Here is a 15558-nt window from a genome sequence, read left to right on the forward strand (position 1 = left end):
CCGATATGAGGCCGGACTTCGCCGAAATCGGTCACAGCGTGACCCTTGATTATTGCCCTTGACCGGGGAGCGAGACGTGCGCTTCTACTTTTCCAATGCTCGATCATAACAACACCACAGTCCTAATCACGGGCGCTGGCTCAGGCATCGGCAAGGCGCTCGCTGAGGCGTTTGCTGCGCGTGGCGCGTTTGTGGTGCTAGCAGATGTGGACGCAGCAAGTGTCCACGCGGTCGCGGCCGAGATCGGAGCAAACGCGCTGCCGGTCGTTGTCGATCTCGTGCATCCCGAAGCGGCGGCAGAGACAATCAACAAGGCGTTCGCTTGGCGTGGACGGCTCGATCTTGTCTGTTCGAACGCGGGTATAGGACACCACAAGAAGATCAAGAACGAGCTCCTTGGTCCTGAAACAGAGCGCCTGTTCGCGGTGAATCTTTTCGCTGCCGTTCGTATTGCACAGGCATATCTGCGCGCAATCGAGACAAGCGGCGCGCGCGGACGCCTGATGATTACCGGCTCGGAGAACTCCCTCTCCCTACCGGCGGCGGTGCGGGGGCGGGGATTGGGCCTCTACGGCGCAACCAAGCATGGCGTTCTGATCATGGCAGAGTGGCTCCGCGACGAAAATGACGGCGCGCTTGACGTCCACGTCCTCATGCCAGGAGCGGTCTACACCCCGCTCATTGCCCGGGGGCTGCCCGATCCCGCAGAGGCCCCGCCGGAACTCGGGCTCATCACGCCCGAGCGCTGCGCAGAGCTTGCACTGAAAGGCATGGACCTGGAACTCTTCTACATTCCCACGCACGCTCACATAGCCGATGACATGCAGCCGCGCCATGAAGGCGTCGCAGTCGCACTAAAAGCGCTCGGCCTTCGCTAACAACGGTTCGACTGGCTTAGTCGCTCGTTTTCCTGGCGCTATTGCCCTACCTGTACCAGCAGCTCACCATCGCCGGTAGCGGCCGTTGTCTCAGTTGAGGGCCTGCCTCCGACTTGGTTGCGTTGCTACAAGGCGTAAACTCAAGATCAACGCGACCCAAGGCATGTTCTCACTTGTTCGGCCGGGCGCAAGGCCTCAGGGTAGCGGGCCTGCAGACTTTAAAGGCCCGCGATACTTGCCCTTGAGGAATACTCCAATGCAGGCTTCGCGCCACAGACGTCTACAACGTGAAAGGGATTTCACGGGCGACCGACTGACGAGCTTTCAACAGGTGTTCCTCAGGCACGGGCTTCCGGGACTGGTCCTTGCACTGACCTTGCTCGCGATTCCAGGGCTCCACACGGTATTTGTCGGGGGAATCCAGCGCGGACTTCACAATCCCTTTCCTTATGCGGCCCTCTTCCTTCTGACGTTCCTGATCTTGAATGTTTATGTATGGCGGATCGATCGGTGCTGGAGCCTGTCGAGGTTTGGTTGGGTCCTCTATCTCGGCGCGCTCTCGTTCTGGGAAGAGTGGTTGTTCCGGCTGGCCGTTCCCACGATCCTGGAAAGTTCGGGTGCTGCAGCCTGGCAGGCGTCGACGTTCAGCGCTCTGGTATTCGCAGGCGCGCACTATTTTACGCTACGCTGGAGGTTGCGGTGGTGCATAGCGGCGTTTCTGGGCGGACTGCTGCTCAGCCGACAAATGCAATTGCATAACGACCTGTTGCTGGTTGCAGCGCTTCATTGGATCGCCACGCTTGTGAACACTCCCCGACCGCCAGGAGTTTCTGCGGAACGTGCAACGGCTTGATCAATGGGGCCGGATTAAAACAGGTTGGCTCCGATGATCGATTTCGGCGTCTGGCTGGATCGACGCAGTCCTGCCGCTTAGTCACGTCATCAGCGCCAGGCGCAATCTCGCCGGAAGTTGCCCTTCGCGGAGCACCTTCAGCGTTTCTCCTGCTGACTCCTGCACCACAGCAGGTAGCCTTCAAACGTCTTCGCGATCGGCGCCAGTGATCCGTTCAGCAATTGCTCCAACCTGTGAAGTTCTACGTCGTAAACCTCGCCAGTTCTGAGCGCATAGAGTACGACGCCCTCGCCTTCAAAGCCGGTTAAAGCGACGAAACCGGCCGGCACGCCCAACTCATCTTGTGCGTACTGCGTCGCGTCAGCGATCTGGTCGGGTTCGTTGAGGTCATACCAGCCACGGCACGTCGACGCGCCGAAGCTGGTATAGAAATGCGCTAGCTCGCTGTTGGCCGGGATGCCCAAGTCCTGCAGCAGCGCGGCCGTCTCGGACCGCGCGCCTTCGACAAATTGCCGGTAACGCGGCGTGCTGTTGGACTTGAGCCAGCGCTCTACTTCGGGTGCGAACATGGGTATTTGCGCCTCTACTTCACAATGGCCTTTGGCGCCCCAAGCGGGTGGCGCCGGCTATTCTGGGCCAAGTCGGCACCCACCGTCAGAGTCCCGGACCGGCAGTGTCGATCCAATCGTGCCGTCCGGAGTCCTCACCGCCGCCAGGCCGGAGGTCGCCGAACCAGGTCGGCCGATCGCATCTTCTATTAACAGATAAGATTCAACGACTGTCTTATGCTGCATGGCAGCCACAGCGTTTTCACGATGGAACTCACATATGATCGTATCGTTTCTGGACGCAAAACTGGTCTTGCCGATGATGGGGCTTGTTGTGTTTGTCGGCGCCCTCTTCTTTAGTCGGCATCGCGACAAAGTCCGGCGAAATTCTCTGAAAAAGGACGCTAACGGCTTATACACTTGGACGGACTGGCCCGGTGGACCGCGAAGCTCCTACACGGACCCGTCGAGACCCGGTGGAAAATGGGACAGAGAGGGCGAGTAAAGTGCCTTTGATGGCAGACCATTGCGTGATGACCGGATCCGGCGCCACCTGTTCTGCCACCGACTTGACCACGAACACTATGGCAAACGTGCCTCGCTCGATCATGTGGCGCAGCTCGTGCGGGAGATTGCGCTCTGAGACTGCTCTGTCGCGCGTCCGCTCTGCGCAGGATGCTCGGGCAGAACTGACCGGGTAGTCATCCCTGAAGTTAAACGGCTTCAGAACTGGGATCTTGGGACCGATATGCGGGCCGAAAACATCCCCGTTTCTTCAAACCCAACATTCGCAGAACCAATTACGACAGGCAGCTTCGGGCCAGGTAGGCTCCCACCAGAAGATCCGCGACTGGCAGGGTCGATCCAATCGTGCCGTCCGGCAGGCTCACCGCCGCCGGGCCGAAGATCGCCGGGCCTTAACTGAATGCCTTTAATTTGCATTCGCTTGTTATTCAAACGAAAGCCAGTTTCAAAGATGATATGCGAAGAGACGGCGATGGTGCGGATTCATGGACAAGGTTCTTAGAGGCTTTTTGACCGTCCTGGACGCGGTAGGCACGATAGCGATGTCGATTGTCGTGCTCGGCGGCGCCTTGTTCGGTGCATGCTTGGCCTGGTTTGTTCTGGGTGCCATGGAAACCGGGCCAGTCTGGCGCATGACTGGTACGGTGGGGGCCGGACTGATCTCGGGCTTTCTGTCTTGGGCCATCTTGAACATCGCAGCGTTCTTCAATGCAGACTAAACCTGGGCCCACAAGAGGCTGGCCAGGTCGGGGACCCGGGTGTTGAAGCAGGGGACGCTCCCTCGCTTCCAGATAATCTGGAACGCCGGATCCAGGGCCAGCGCGACGAATGGGACGGATGCTGTTTATGAATGGATCGCAAACCCTGATGCGAGCCCACGGGATTAACCAGCCATCTGCCAAAGGCAGACCGACAGTGTCAAAAGGGCCAGATCGGCTCTGATCGTCATCGTCGGCAACAGGCAGTGTCGCTCCAGTCCGGTCATCTGGCCAGGTTTCGAAGGCGCGCTCGATTTCCCCGCCGTACGCTGATACCTTCGCAACCGCTTGAACGGGCTGGATGCGGCGCCGACAGATCCGGAACCAGGCAGCTCAATGCTTGTCGACTGTGGAGGGGCAAGGAGGTCAAATGAGTACCCGGAACTTGCGCTGGACGATCATCGCCCTCACGGCAACAGCCTGTGCATCGTCGGCGCCAGCAATCCGCGATACAACCGCAACGCCTGCCTGCGAAATCTCGGCGCCCGACACCGCCTGGCTGAACACGTCTTTGGCGGCCGTGCGCGAAGCGGCGCTCGGACTGGGCGGCGACATCCGGCTCGACCAGACAGAAATCATAGTCTTCGATGCAAGTTGCACCCTGATCGTTGCGCCAACCGGCGAACGCAGCTTCACCGCTCATGACGGCATGGTTTCGCTCCCGATCGGGCGCACGCCAGCTGTCATAACGTCTTTCGCAGCGCCATCGGCAGATCCCGGAGGCGCCTATTTCGTCATGGCCCTGCCAAGCATCTGGGAATCGGCCGGCTTCAAGAGTGAAATCTCGGTGCACGATTTCACACTCGGTGTCTTCGCTCATGAAATCAGCCATGTGTGGCAACTGCCGACCTATTTTCAGTCGATCCGGAGCGTGACTGGCGTCGAGCGCCTGCCCGCGCCGGTAGATGATGACATGGTGCAACGCATCTTTGGAGAGGATGAGCGGTTTCAGCGCGGCGTTGTCGCGGAGATTGAAGCCTTCAGATGGGCAGCCCGGCAAGAGGATCCGGAGGCGGTTGGCCGCCTTGCCCGCGAGGCGCTCGGACAATTGCGCGAAAGATGGAAGACGCACTTCACCGGCGACTATCGCGCCCTCGCCGAGGTTCAGGCGACCTTTCTGACGCTTGAGGGATCGGGCCAATGGTTCGCCTTGCGAGCCCTTACTGCGTCGCCTTCCGGGCCGCGTCTTGAACCTGACCTTGCTCTGCGTGCTTTTGGTCAACGTGGCGCAAAGTGGTCGCAGGATCTCGGCCTTGCTCTTGCAGCTGTGCTGGACCGGCTCGATCCTGGCTGGCCATCATCCGTCTACGGTGCCGACGATATGTCCCTGATCGATCTGCTGGACAATGCGCTGGCGCAGCCCTGAGCGTGGCCGACAAGACGCCTATCGGAGGGCTCTATGTCAGGAAAGGGCCAGGTTGGCTCCGACAATCGGTTTCGGCGTCGGGCAGGGTCGCCTCAGTCCGGTCATTCGGCTGTTTCACCAGCACCCTGCCGGACTTCGTCAACACTGACCTACAGAAAGCCGGTTCCATCTGAAGGCTCCGGCCCGTGCCAGTGACGGCCAGGCACATCAGGTCAGTCTTGCCACAATACTAGCGTTCTGCAGGAACATCGGGATAAGCTTGGGCATGGACCGTTTTGCACCAACCACAAGCGACTATGGCCTGCTGGCCATGCCCCTGGAGCAAGCCGCAGCCGCCTATGCCGTATTCTGGGCTGATGCGCCGGTCGTCATGACCCGGTCTGACCTTCAGGGCAGCCCGGAAGACCTCTTTGCACATCTGGAACCGCTGAGCATGGCGCTCGATCGAACCCTGCTTGTTGCCAACGGCCAAAGCTGGACCAGCTATTTTGCCAATGGCCTGATCGGATCGGATGTCTTCCTGCCGGTGTCCCGGATGGCGGCAGCGCGCGGATGTACTGGCTTGCGTGTCGTCAGATCACGCACGGCGACCATATTCGAGGCCTACGAAAGCCCGGAACGCGGCGGGAATATCCTCAACTCCCGACGATCCATTTGTGCTGCGCGCGAGGGAGGTTGGGAATTCAGATCCTCGGGCGAGCCTTACGCGTTTGAAGACCTCTCCCGCTACGAGGCCAAGCGCGTCAGGGATCGGTTTACGCCCGAGCATCTGGATGACCTTCTTGCGGGCCTGGGCGCGCCGTTGAGTCCACTGCCAGAGGACCAGAAGCTTGACGCCATATTGTTCGCCCACGAAGCAACCGCGTCGCATCTTGCGCGGTGGAGTTATGCGGAAGTGCAGGCTGGGCTGCCTTGGAAGAGGGGCTAGACTTCGGCCCTTGCATGTCAAGCACAGACGCAACCTTGCTGCCTTCTATGCGCGTCGAAGAGCCGATGCTTGCGATCGTGGCCACCCGTCTCAGAGCGGAAAGGCGCTCAGGAGCCAGGGTGCCAAGGGTGGCCTCGATCGGGCTGAACCCTGCAACCTATGGCACGCACTCGCTCAGGCGCACCAAGGCCGCCCTCATTTATCGCAAGACCGGCAATCTTAGGGCTGTCCAGCTCCTGCTCGGACACACAAAGCTTGAGAGCCCAGTCAGGTATCTGGGCGTGGACGTTGACGATGCGCTGGAAATCTCGACGGGCATCGATCTGTGAAAATCCGGAGGGGCAGGAAGCGAACTTACCTGCCGTTCCATTCTCGGTTCAAAACAGGCGCCGTCTCGCCGGAATGAGACATTTGAATTTTATTTTTGCAAACGACGGATCAAGCTGTCTGTCTCGTTAAATTCGAAACACAGAGAGCCAGCCATGCCTCAAACTCTTGCCGCGTCGATTGCCGTCAACCGCTTCGGGCTGGGTGCCCGGCCGGGTGAGCTTGATGCGGAAATCACAGACCCGAAAGACTGGCTGGCGCAGCAACTGACGCGCACGACGAGCTTCACGCTGCCCCCGGGCGGTTTGCCGACCACCCGCAGCGCCGCCGAAGCGCTCGGCAGCTATCTTGAAGACCTGAAGAAAAAAACGGCAGGCAAAGCGGGCAAGATGAGCCCGGATGAGCAGGAAGAGGCCATCCTAAAGCCGCTCCAGAAATTACGCGAAATCCTGATCGCCGAAATCGAGGCGCGCACCCTTCGCGGGCTCACGACCGAGGCGAGTTTCGCGGAGCGTCTCGTCCTGTTCTGGTCGAACCATTTCACGGTTTCTGCGAACAAGGCAGTCACCATTCCCTTTGCCGGGGTATTCGAGCGCGAGGTGATCCGGGCCGGCCTGACGGGCACCTTCGCCGACCTGCTGGTCGCCTCGACCCGGCACCCCGGCATGTTGCTCTATCTCGATCAGGCCCAGTCGATGGGGCCGAACTCGAAAGCCGGAAAACGCCGCGACAAGGGTCTCAACGAGAACCTCGCCCGCGAAATCCTTGAGCTGCAGACCCTCGGTGCGCAGGGCGGCTTCACTCAGGCGGACGTCACAGAGTTTGCCAAGGCGCTTACCGGCTGGTCGCTCGCGGGCGGGCGCACCAGGCTGCTTGTCCCCGGCGCAGACCCGGGCGACTTTATCTTCGTGGACCGCTTCCACGAACCTGGCACCCGCACGGTGATGGGAAAACGCTACAGCGCGGACGACGAAGGGCAGGGCGAAGCCATCCTGCGCGACCTCGCCAAGCATCCCTCCACGGCGCAACGCGTTGCCATGAAACTCGCCCGGCATTTCATATCAGACAAGCCGCCTGCTTCTGCCGTCGAGGCGCTGGCGAGAAGTTTCCGCACCAGCGGTGGCCGCTTGCCGGCGCTGCACGAGACACTGATCTCGCTTGAAGAGGCCTGGAATCCCGAGGCGCAGAAGTTCAAGTCTCCCAATGAGTTCTTCCTGTCCGCCCTGCGTTTCACGGGTCTGCCCAAAGTCGAGCGCAAGGCCATCACGGCGGCTTACGGCCTGCTCGGGCAGGTGCCCTATCAGGCGCCGTCGCCTGAAGGCTGGCCGGATGATGCGGCCAGCTGGGCAGGGCCAGACGCTGTGATCAAGCGCGTCGAGTGGGCTCAGGCTCTTGCCGACAGGCTGGGAAACAAGGTTCGTCCCGAAAATCTAGCGCGATCCGCACTCGGCCCGGCCCTGTCAGCAGCAACGGCCCAGAGCATCGCCCGCGCAGAAAGCGCCTCGCAAGGGCTGACACTCGCCCTGATGAGTCCCGAATTCCAGCGCCGATAGGAGGCCCATGATGACCCTTCCTCTGATGACGCGGCGCGCGGCGCTGATGGCGGGCGGCGCCATGTTCCTTGCGGGATCCGCAGGCGCCCTGACCATTTCCCGGCAGGCCGCAGACCGCAAGTTCGTCCTCGTCATCCTGCGCGGGGCAATGGACGGGCTAGCAGCCGTCGCCCCCTATGGCGACGCGCACTACAGCGCCTTGCGCGGCAAGCTCGCGCTGGCGCCCCCGGGCGAAGCCAGCGGAGTACTTCCGCTTACGGATGGATTTGGCTTGCATCCCAACCTTGCCTTTCTCTACGAACAATGGACAGGTCGCGAGCTCGCCATCATACCAGCCTGCGCGTCGCCTTACCGGGAGCGCTCGCACTTTGACGCCCAGGACGTGCTTGAGACAGGCGCTGCAGAAGTTTTCGGGGCAAGCGACGGCTGGCTCGGCCGCGCGCTGACAGCCCTGCCTGCAGACTTGAAACGCGAAGCAGTGTCCATCTCGGGATCGCTGCCGCTTGTGCTGCGGGGATCGCCCTTGGCGACCAGCTGGGCGCCCTCCTTCGCGCCGTCTGCCAGCGAGGACACACTCAACCGCTTGATGGACCTCTATGCAGGCGACGCCCTGCTGGGCCCGGCGCTCGCCTCCGCCATCGAGACGAATGCGATCGCCAGTGCGTCCGGCATGGACGGTATGGACGGCAAGGCCCGGCGCAATGGCCCCGGCGCCTATAAAGGTCTTGCGGAAGCGGCGGCGCGGCTACTGTCCGCCGAAGGCGAGCCCGCCGCCGCCGTGCTGTCGTTCGATGGCTGGGATACCCATGCCAACCAGGGCGCCGCCAATGGCCAGCTCGCCCTTCGCCTCGCCGGACTCGATGCGGCCTTGCGCGAGCTCAGGAACGGGCTCGGCGCTCATTGGCCCAGAACGGTCGTGGCGGTGGTCACCGAGTTTGGTCGAACGGTCGCCGAAAACGGAACCGGCGGCACCGATCATGGCAGCGGCAGCGCCGCCTTCCTGCTGGGCGGTGCGGTGTCGGGCGGAAAGTTCGGCGGCGACTGGCCCGGACTGGCGCCCAAAGCGCTGTTCCAGGGCCGCGACCTCGCGCCGGCAAACGACATCCGGTCGGTCTTCATGGCGGTGCTGCAAGACCATTGGGGCGTGGACCGGGACACACTTGGCCGGATCGTCTTTCCAGATGCGATTGGGGTGCGGTCAATTTCGGGCCTGTTACGGGCTTGACTATCTCCGCAACGGGCTTCGCCATGCGAAGGGTCATCCGGAATAACTCGACTGTCAGGTAAAGAAAAAACCAGCTCCGGGGCTCCGACTGGTTACAGCTCCCGCAGCAATGCGCCTGGCTGGCTCCCATCGTCATTGTGGGGGACCGGCAGGGTCCCTTCAATCCGGTCATCGCAATGCCCCACCACCTAAAGGCCGGGCTTCACCGCAAGTCGCACCGCTGCCGCTTCCTGAGTATCTCTGACGCTCTGCAAACCAAGCCTGCGTGATGCAAGGAATTGGATTGAGATGCGATGACGCTGCGGAGGCCATGGCCTGCATAGAGGCTTTCGCGCGGCGCGCGTGAAGTTTGAGAGCGGCACTATACCGGCTGATAACCAGATTGCGGCGCTCTGACGCGCCAGACAGTCTGCGCCGGCTAGGCGTGCGTAAAGAGGGCAGCTTTAAGGAGACATTCAATGAGTGAGATTTATTCGAGACGCCTGCTGGCCAGCATGTACATGCACCAGGCTCGCATGTTGTATGAGGATGGCCAGAGGAAGGCTGCAAGAGGGCTTCTGGTCAAAGCCATGGCCATGCTCGTCCTGCCGGTAGCGGCCCCCAGCCGGCACTGATACCGGTACGCGCGCACCGCCGCTGAAACAATCGGGTTCCCGGCGGCCGCCAGGCGCGCAGCAGTCACCGGGGGCCTCAGGCGCCAATACCCTGCGGATTGATGCAAGTTCGCCCACGCCCGATTGCACGGCGGGGAAGAGCCTTGGGCACATGCCGATCAGGACACTGACTATTTTTGCAAAAAGGAACAATCAGATGGCGACAGTTCTGATCATCGGGGCCAGCAGCGGAATAGGGCTTGCAACGACCCGACTGGCGCTGGAACGCGGACATTCGGTCGTAGCCTTTGCGCGTTCGGCAGGCCAGATAGCTCTCCAGCACGCAAGGCTCAGGAAACTGGTCGGAAATGCGCGCAAAACCGATGACGTCCGGCTCGCGCTTGCCGGCGTGGACGCGGTCATCCAGACGCTCGGCGTACCTGCGAACACCCGCATGATCACGGGTCCGGTCGACTTGTTCTCCACCGCAACGACAACACTCCTGCCTCTTATGAAAGAACTCGGGATCCGCCGGTTGATTAGCGTGACGGGTTTCGGCGCCGGGGAAAGCCGTTCCAGCATAGCGCCTTTGCAACGGCTCGGATTCAACCTCGTATTCGGCCGTGCCTATGGCGACAAGGATCTTCAGGAGCAGCTGATCACGCAAAGCGGTCTCGACTGGACCATCGTTCGGCCGGGTGTCCTGATAAATACGCGCAAAGTCGGGCGGTACCGCGTGCTGGTTTCCCAGCAGAACTGGCGCAACGGGATTGTCTCGCGCAGCGATGTTGCCGATTTCCTCGTCAGGCAACTCACTGACGAAACCTGTCTCAAGCAGGCGCCAGTGCTTGTAAGGTGATAGTGTGGGGCCAGCTTCAAACAGTCTGCCTGAACCGTGCTGGTTGGGCAGATTTATTCCGCAGACGAAAGGTTTGTGTATTTAAACTTATGCGACGCCTCATAATGGTTTTCTTCGCTGCGCTAACCTGTATGGTTTCAGGAATGACCAGTTCCGCTTCGCCGAAAAAAGCAACCATCTCACCTTTGGTCACCTTTCAGTCGCCGGAAGAGGCTCGCGCCTGGCGAACCGTCAACGACGATGTCATGGGCGGCCGCTCTCTGGGCGGAAGTGTTGTCGAGGCAGGGCAACTTGTCTTTACCGGGCTGATCAACACCAACGGAGGAGGTTTCTCTTCGGTGCGCCGCCAGTTAGAGCCCGGCGCGCTGGAAGGTGGCCGGGCCTTGGTTCTTTCGGTAAAGTCCGATGGACGTGCCTACAGGCTGATCGCGCAAACCGACGCCCGTTTCAGGGGCCGTTATGTTTCGTATCAAGCGCCGATCCCGGTAAGCGAAGTGGGCGAGTGGGCGACTGTCCGAATTCCCTTGAGCGATTTCGCACCCACTGTTTTCGGCCGCAGCGTTCCGGCCAGTGAGTTTGTGCCCGCGCAGGTTACCGAGCTTGGCGTCATCATTGCAGACAATGTCGATGGCAACTTTGCGATTGCCGTCAGATCAATCAGCGTCGAACGTTAGGTCTTACTTTGGTCGGCTGCTCGCCGCGAGTGCCGTGAGTTAAGCTTTGGGCCAGGTCATCAGCAGGCTGGGGTGCTGCTACCCGGCGAAAGATCGCCGAACTCTGGCGAAACGCAACACCTCAAACTACGAGGTATTTAAAGAGCCAGTAGCCTGAGAGCCAGAGTGTTGCATAGGCGGACACAAGTCCGATGCGTCCCCGCATGACCCCCTGAACCAGCGTTCTGTGTTCTCGTCCCGCGGCGAAATAAACCGTCAGCAGGTAGACCGAGAAAAGACCGCCAAAGCCGCAAGCAAAGAATGCAACATCGCCGATGATCGAGAGCGGGGTCGCGCCGTCGATGAGCACTCCGGCGAGCGGCAGAAATGACAGCATTACCCAGAAGCCCAGGACAGGCGCGGCATACATCCAGAGAAGTAAACGGCCGACGCCGCTATGGTTCAAAGTCGTCATGGTCGTGCTCCTTTAGCTTACTCTCTGATACGGTCGGCAAGTCCAGGTGGACCTCAGTCAAACCTGTGGTCTGCTGCCGCAGCGTCGCCGGAATGCTCCGAGAGTGACCGTCGACGACAGGCAGGGGCGGGTTCGGGCTTCAGACCGGCTCAAATGGGCCAGGTTGGCTCCGATCTACGTCGCTGACGACCGGCAGCGTCACATCAATCCTGTCATTCGACCGTCTCACGCAAACCAGGCTGGAGACCGCCGATTGTGGTCGCTCGACCAAAGCGATTGTCTCGCGATGATCATTCCGGAGGGATCGCGTCGGATCACGATTCAGCTTTGGTTGCTGTCCGGGCTTGCTCGGGCCGGATTAGCCAGAAATGATGTCGGCGATGCGCCTGTGCCTGTTGACTGCCCTGACGATGCTAGCCTTTGCCGCAAACTCGGTGCTGAACCGTTGGGCGGTGGGAGCAGGTCACATTGAAGCTGTGGACTTCGCCTTCGTGCGGGTCGTGGCGGGGGCAGCAACACTCTCGGCGTTGCTTCTTTTGCAGCGTGGCGCGCTGGTCTGGCCGGGGCGGCAGGGACGGGTTGCCGGGGTGCTCGGGCTCGCGGTCTATCTCATCGGATTTTCGTTAGCGTATCGTGGGATCAATGCGGGAACCGGGGCGCTGGTTCTGTTCGGCACGGTGCAAGTCATGATGTTTGCGGGCGCGCTCAGGTCGGGCGAAGCACTTCCGGCGCGGCGCTGGGCAGGTGCCGGACTTGCACTTGTTGGCCTGGCCCTGATTGCGGCGCCGGGGGACAGCGGGGTGGCGCTTGTGCCGCTTGGGTTGATGGCGGCGGCCGGGATCGGCTGGGGGGTCTATTCCCTGGCAGGGAGGCATGCCACCGATCCGCTGGCAGAAACGGCATGGAATTTCGTTCTTGCTGCGCCGCTGGTCCTGCCGCTGTGGCTGATCGCCGGGGACGGCGCGCCGGACGCGGTCGGGGTTGCACTGGCCGCGGTGTCGGGCGCGGTCACCTCGGGTCTGGGCTATGCGCTCTGGTACAGGATATTGCCCGCGCTGGGGGCCGGGCGGGCAGCGGCGGCGCAATTGACGGTGCCGGTGATTGCTGCGCTGGGCGGGGCGATCCTCTTGGCCGAGGTCCCGGGGCCACAGTACTGGCTTTCTGCGGCTCTGGTCTTGGGCGGAGTGGCCCTGGCAAGTCTGCCGGAACAGAGGTTCTTTTCCAGGCGATGAAGGGTATGTCCAGTCGCCGCATTGGCCCTGATCATCGATGGCCGCGACTGGCAGGGTCTCTTCAATCCGGTCATAGGGCTGCCAAGCGTGCACCCGACGGCAGTTCGCCGACAATAGACGCCCGCCGACTTATCCGGAGTGTCAGCAGTGGGCGCGCAACGAGACTATCAGATTGAGCCTCACCTAGGCCGGACATCGACCCTCGTCAGTCATGCAGCCTTCAACGGTTTCGCACGTTTGATTCGCGTCTGCTCTTTTGGATCATGCATAACCTCCCAGAGTTCCGTCCGACGTTGCACGTTCAACCAGAAATCCGGGCTGTTGGAAAAAACTCGCGCAAGTATCAAAGCCGTTGCCGCAGTAACATTGCGCTTGTTATTGCACAGCTCGTTGACATGCTTGCGTTGCACACCCATCGCCTCTGCAAGGGCGCTCTGGGTCAGACCGAGCGGCTCCATGAACTCCTCGATCAAGATCTCGCCGACCGAAGCCGGCTTGCGTTTGGTCATCAACATATCGCCTGTCCTTCCCGTCTGAACCTATCTGTAACTATGATCGTCCAGGTAGACGTTCGAGGCTTCGCCCCGCGCGCCATCCCACTGAAAAATCAGCCGCCACTGACGGTTGATGCGGATCGAATGCCAGCCCTCGAGATTGCCGCGCAACTTTTCGAAGTGGTTGCTCGGTGGCACCCGAAGATCTTGATCCGTCACGGCGTCATCGATCATTTGGAGCTTCCTGAACAATCGCCGATCAATATCAGATGGAATTCTCCGAGACGACACATCGTCGACGAAGAAGTCGTGTAACCACCCATCCCGGAAGCTGACAATCAATCATTCACCTTGTGGTAAATGTACCACTCCATGGGTCACCTGTCAATCGGCTGAGGCGCGCTCAATCAGTTCTTGCCTCATCGCTAGAACGACTTTTCGGGATGATGCCCCCCCTATCCGAATCATCAGCCGGCTGAAATGGGCCAAACGCGGCCGACTGACCAGGCGGTAACGTATGACTGTTGTCGCCCTCAAAAAAGACATCCAGCTTTCGGTCCCTGATAGCTCGACCGATCAATTCGGTGCCTGCTACAGGCCCCCCCCTGTCTGTTGAAGATCTGCTATCACGGGGTTGCAGAGGGGAGCCCGTCCCCCCCCAGGGTCACGAGCCCGCGTGGGAGCAAGGGTCCCCTCTGCGTGATGTTTAACCTGAACAGTTGCTTGGGACGGCAGATCCCGCATGACATGGACAGGAGCTTTCACCATGCCAGAAATTATTATTGGGTGCGACCTCTCTCGTGCCTGTCTTGACCTTCACATCTTGCCGGACGGCCTTGCCAGCCGGATCGACAACTCCCCTGAAGTCATTGAGGAATGGGTTGCCAGCCTGCCTCCCGGATGCCGTGTCGTCTTCGAGGCCACAAGCGGTTGCGACACGGATCTCATTGCCGGACTTTGTGCCGGCGGCGTAGCTTACAGCCGGGTCAATCCGCGCCAGGCCCGCGAGTTTGCCCGTGCCCTTGGCGTCCTCGCCAAGACCGATCAGGTCGACGCCCGCATCCTTGCAGAAATGGGCCTGCGCCTCGACCTTGCCATCACCGTCACGCCTGATCCGTCCCGCATACAGCTGGCCGACTACCTGCGCCGACGTCGACAGCTGGTCGACATGCGCAAGGCCGAAAAGGTCCGCCGTCACAGCGCCGGCCAGCGAGATATCCTCAAGGATATCGACAGCCTGATCCGCATCCTCGATCGCCGGATCGAAGCCATGGACAACAAAATCAGAAACCTGATCGAAGAGGATGAGGCCCTGGCCGATGACGCCCGGCTTCTTGCAGCCGTTCCCGGCATCGGACCAACCGTGCTCGCCACCCTGCTTGGCGAACTGCCAGAGCTTGGCAGACTCGACAGGCGAAAGATCGCCTCCCTTGCCGGTCTTGCGCCCCATGCACGCGAAAGCGGGACGTGGCGCGGGCAACGCCGGATATGGGGCGGACGACGAAAGGTCCGCGAGGCCCTCTATATCGCGGCACTCTCGGCATCCCGGCGCATCCCGGCTCTGATCGCAATGCGACAACGCATGAAGGAGAAGGGCAAGGCGCCCAAGACGATCCTCATCGCCGTCGGACGACAGCTCCTGGTAATCCTCAACGCGATGATCAGAAACCGAACTCCTATCGCTCTATGAGGAACACAGTTGCCCCCGCAAGCTATCAAGACAAGTATCCCTTCAACATTTTCGATGCCTGCGCGACCATGATGTCTGCCGATGCTGGCAAGGCGACCTGGTCAACAATCCACCTATGGGTAAGCGCATCCGCGGTATCGACGAGAAGCGTGGCTTTGAGTTCAGCTTCTTTGACATGTTCCGAAAGGACCTTAGCAACAAGAGCGATGATTCTGGAGCGCAGAGCTTTGATCCGCTCGCGCTGGGCGGACGAAATCGGGACCTCGCCGGCAAGGACGCGATGAAGGCGCGGATCATCTTGATGCAGGCGAATGAACCCAAATACCAAAGCACGGACAATGTCATCAATTTCCAAGCGCCCAGAAAGTCCGTTGGCCGCATCTGCCAGCATGGCTTCCCCAGCGGCCAGATGCCGGTCGATGATCACTGCCAGAATGGCCTGTTTGTCCGGGAAGTATTCGTAGACGGACCCGAGCGCCTGTTCCAGCAGCGGGCAGGGTGGCGGGTGAGGGTGAGGCGTTAACGCGGGAGGGCGAGCGGTTTACCGGGTGTATGAATCCGGGCTGCAGGTTTACACACTGCTATCCGGAAGGATAGGAAT

17 protein-coding genes and 1 pseudogene are annotated in these 15558 nt (G+C 60.8%); 13 read left to right on the forward strand and 5 right to left on the reverse strand.

Annotation, left to right across the window (positions count from 1 at the left end; translation table 11 throughout):
- The first annotated feature begins 95 nt into the window (after nt 1–95).
- Together KG722_RS05715 and KG722_RS05720 are read left to right on the forward strand one after the other, a co-directional pair.
- Complete coding sequence (locus KG722_RS05715; RefSeq protein ID WP_213270595.1) at nt 96–878, forward strand: SDR family oxidoreductase; 783 nt, start codon at nt 96–98, stop codon at nt 876–878.
- A gap of 256 nt (nt 879–1134) precedes the next feature.
- Entirely contained in the window at nt 1135–1731 is a 597-nt protein-coding gene (locus KG722_RS05720) for a hypothetical protein (RefSeq protein WP_213270596.1), read from the forward strand.
- Nucleotides 1732–1868: 137 nt separating this feature from the next.
- On the opposite strand, the gene KG722_RS05725 is transcribed toward KG722_RS05720, so the two are convergent.
- Entirely contained in the window at nt 1869–2300 is a 432-nt protein-coding gene (locus KG722_RS05725) for a hypothetical protein (RefSeq protein ID WP_213270598.1), read from the reverse strand.
- Between the two features lie 989 nt (nt 2301–3289).
- Here KG722_RS05725 and KG722_RS05730 point away from each other — a divergent pair.
- The 9 genes and pseudogenes from KG722_RS05730 (at nt 3290) to KG722_RS05770 (ending at nt 11087) form a co-directional block, all read left to right on the forward strand.
- Nucleotides 3290–3523: a hypothetical protein gene (locus KG722_RS05730; protein WP_213270600.1), complete on the forward strand. Its 234-nt coding sequence runs from the start codon at nt 3290–3292 to the stop codon at nt 3521–3523.
- Nucleotides 3524–3932: 409 nt separating this feature from the next.
- Nucleotides 3933–4928, forward strand: coding sequence for a hypothetical protein (locus tag KG722_RS05735; RefSeq protein ID WP_213270602.1), 996 nt, complete (start codon nt 3933–3935; stop codon nt 4926–4928).
- A 265-nt stretch (nt 4929–5193) separates the two neighbouring features.
- Complete coding sequence (locus KG722_RS05740; RefSeq protein WP_213270604.1) at nt 5194–5856, forward strand: hypothetical protein; 663 nt, start codon at nt 5194–5196, stop codon at nt 5854–5856.
- Between the two features lie 128 nt (nt 5857–5984).
- Nucleotides 5985–6185, forward strand: a pseudogene (locus KG722_RS05745) (integrase); the annotation flags it as partial.
- 153 nt (nt 6186–6338) lie between these two features.
- Nucleotides 6339–7736 carry a DUF1800 family protein gene (locus KG722_RS05750; protein ID WP_213270608.1) on the forward strand — a complete coding sequence of 466 codons (1398 nt, stop codon included), beginning with the start codon at nt 6339–6341 and terminating at the stop codon, nt 7734–7736.
- Between the two features lie 10 nt (nt 7737–7746).
- Nucleotides 7747–8961 carry a DUF1501 domain-containing protein gene (locus KG722_RS05755; RefSeq protein ID WP_213270610.1) on the forward strand — a complete coding sequence of 405 codons (1215 nt, stop codon included), beginning with the start codon at nt 7747–7749 and terminating at the stop codon, nt 8959–8961.
- Nucleotides 8962–9419: 458 nt separating this feature from the next.
- Nucleotides 9420–9575 (forward strand): hypothetical protein, encoded by a 156-nt coding sequence (locus KG722_RS05760; RefSeq protein ID WP_213270613.1) that lies wholly within the window; start codon nt 9420–9422, stop codon nt 9573–9575.
- A 196-nt stretch (nt 9576–9771) separates the two neighbouring features.
- Nucleotides 9772–10413 carry an NAD(P)H-binding protein gene (locus KG722_RS05765; RefSeq protein ID WP_213270615.1) on the forward strand — a complete coding sequence of 214 codons (642 nt, stop codon included), beginning with the start codon at nt 9772–9774 and terminating at the stop codon, nt 10411–10413.
- Nucleotides 10414–10556: 143 nt separating this feature from the next.
- Complete coding sequence (locus KG722_RS05770; protein ID WP_213270624.1) at nt 10557–11087, forward strand: CIA30 family protein; 531 nt, start codon at nt 10557–10559, stop codon at nt 11085–11087.
- A gap of 121 nt (nt 11088–11208) precedes the next feature.
- Here the strand turns inward: KG722_RS05770 and KG722_RS05775 are convergent, their stop codons facing one another.
- Nucleotides 11209–11541 carry a hypothetical protein gene (locus KG722_RS05775; protein WP_213270625.1) on the reverse strand — a complete coding sequence of 111 codons (333 nt, stop codon included), beginning with the start codon at nt 11539–11541 and terminating at the stop codon, nt 11209–11211.
- Between the two features lie 368 nt (nt 11542–11909).
- Between KG722_RS05775 and KG722_RS05780 the strand changes: the two genes are divergently transcribed.
- Complete coding sequence (locus tag KG722_RS05780; RefSeq protein ID WP_213270626.1) at nt 11910–12773, forward strand: DMT family transporter; 864 nt, start codon at nt 11910–11912, stop codon at nt 12771–12773.
- 209 nt (nt 12774–12982) lie between these two features.
- Here the strand turns inward: KG722_RS05780 and KG722_RS05785 are convergent, their stop codons facing one another.
- Together KG722_RS05785 and KG722_RS05790 are read right to left on the reverse strand one after the other, a co-directional pair.
- Nucleotides 12983–13288, reverse strand: a complete 306-nt coding sequence (locus KG722_RS05785; protein ID WP_213270627.1) for a HigA family addiction module antitoxin — start codon at nt 13286–13288, stop codon at nt 12983–12985.
- Nucleotides 13289–13312: 24 nt separating this feature from the next.
- On the reverse strand, nt 13313–13609 hold the full coding sequence (locus KG722_RS05790) for a type II toxin-antitoxin system RelE/ParE family toxin (RefSeq protein WP_213270628.1): 297 nt from the start codon (nt 13607–13609) through the stop codon (nt 13313–13315).
- 424 nt (nt 13610–14033) lie between these two features.
- Here KG722_RS05790 and KG722_RS05795 point away from each other — a divergent pair, with 424 nt between their 5' ends.
- Nucleotides 14034–14957, forward strand: coding sequence for an IS110 family transposase (locus KG722_RS05795; RefSeq protein ID WP_213270629.1), 924 nt, complete (start codon nt 14034–14036; stop codon nt 14955–14957).
- 25 nt (nt 14958–14982) lie between these two features.
- Here KG722_RS05795 and KG722_RS05800 read toward each other — a convergent pair whose 3' ends face one another.
- Nucleotides 14983–15384, reverse strand: coding sequence for a hypothetical protein (locus KG722_RS05800; RefSeq protein ID WP_213270630.1), 402 nt, complete (start codon nt 15382–15384; stop codon nt 14983–14985).
- Nucleotides 15385–15558: the final 174 nt, after the last annotated feature.

The organism is Hyphomonas sp., from assembly GCF_018402285.1.
In the GTDB taxonomy this organism is placed as follows: domain Bacteria; phylum Pseudomonadota; class Alphaproteobacteria; order Caulobacterales; family Hyphomonadaceae; genus Hyphomonas.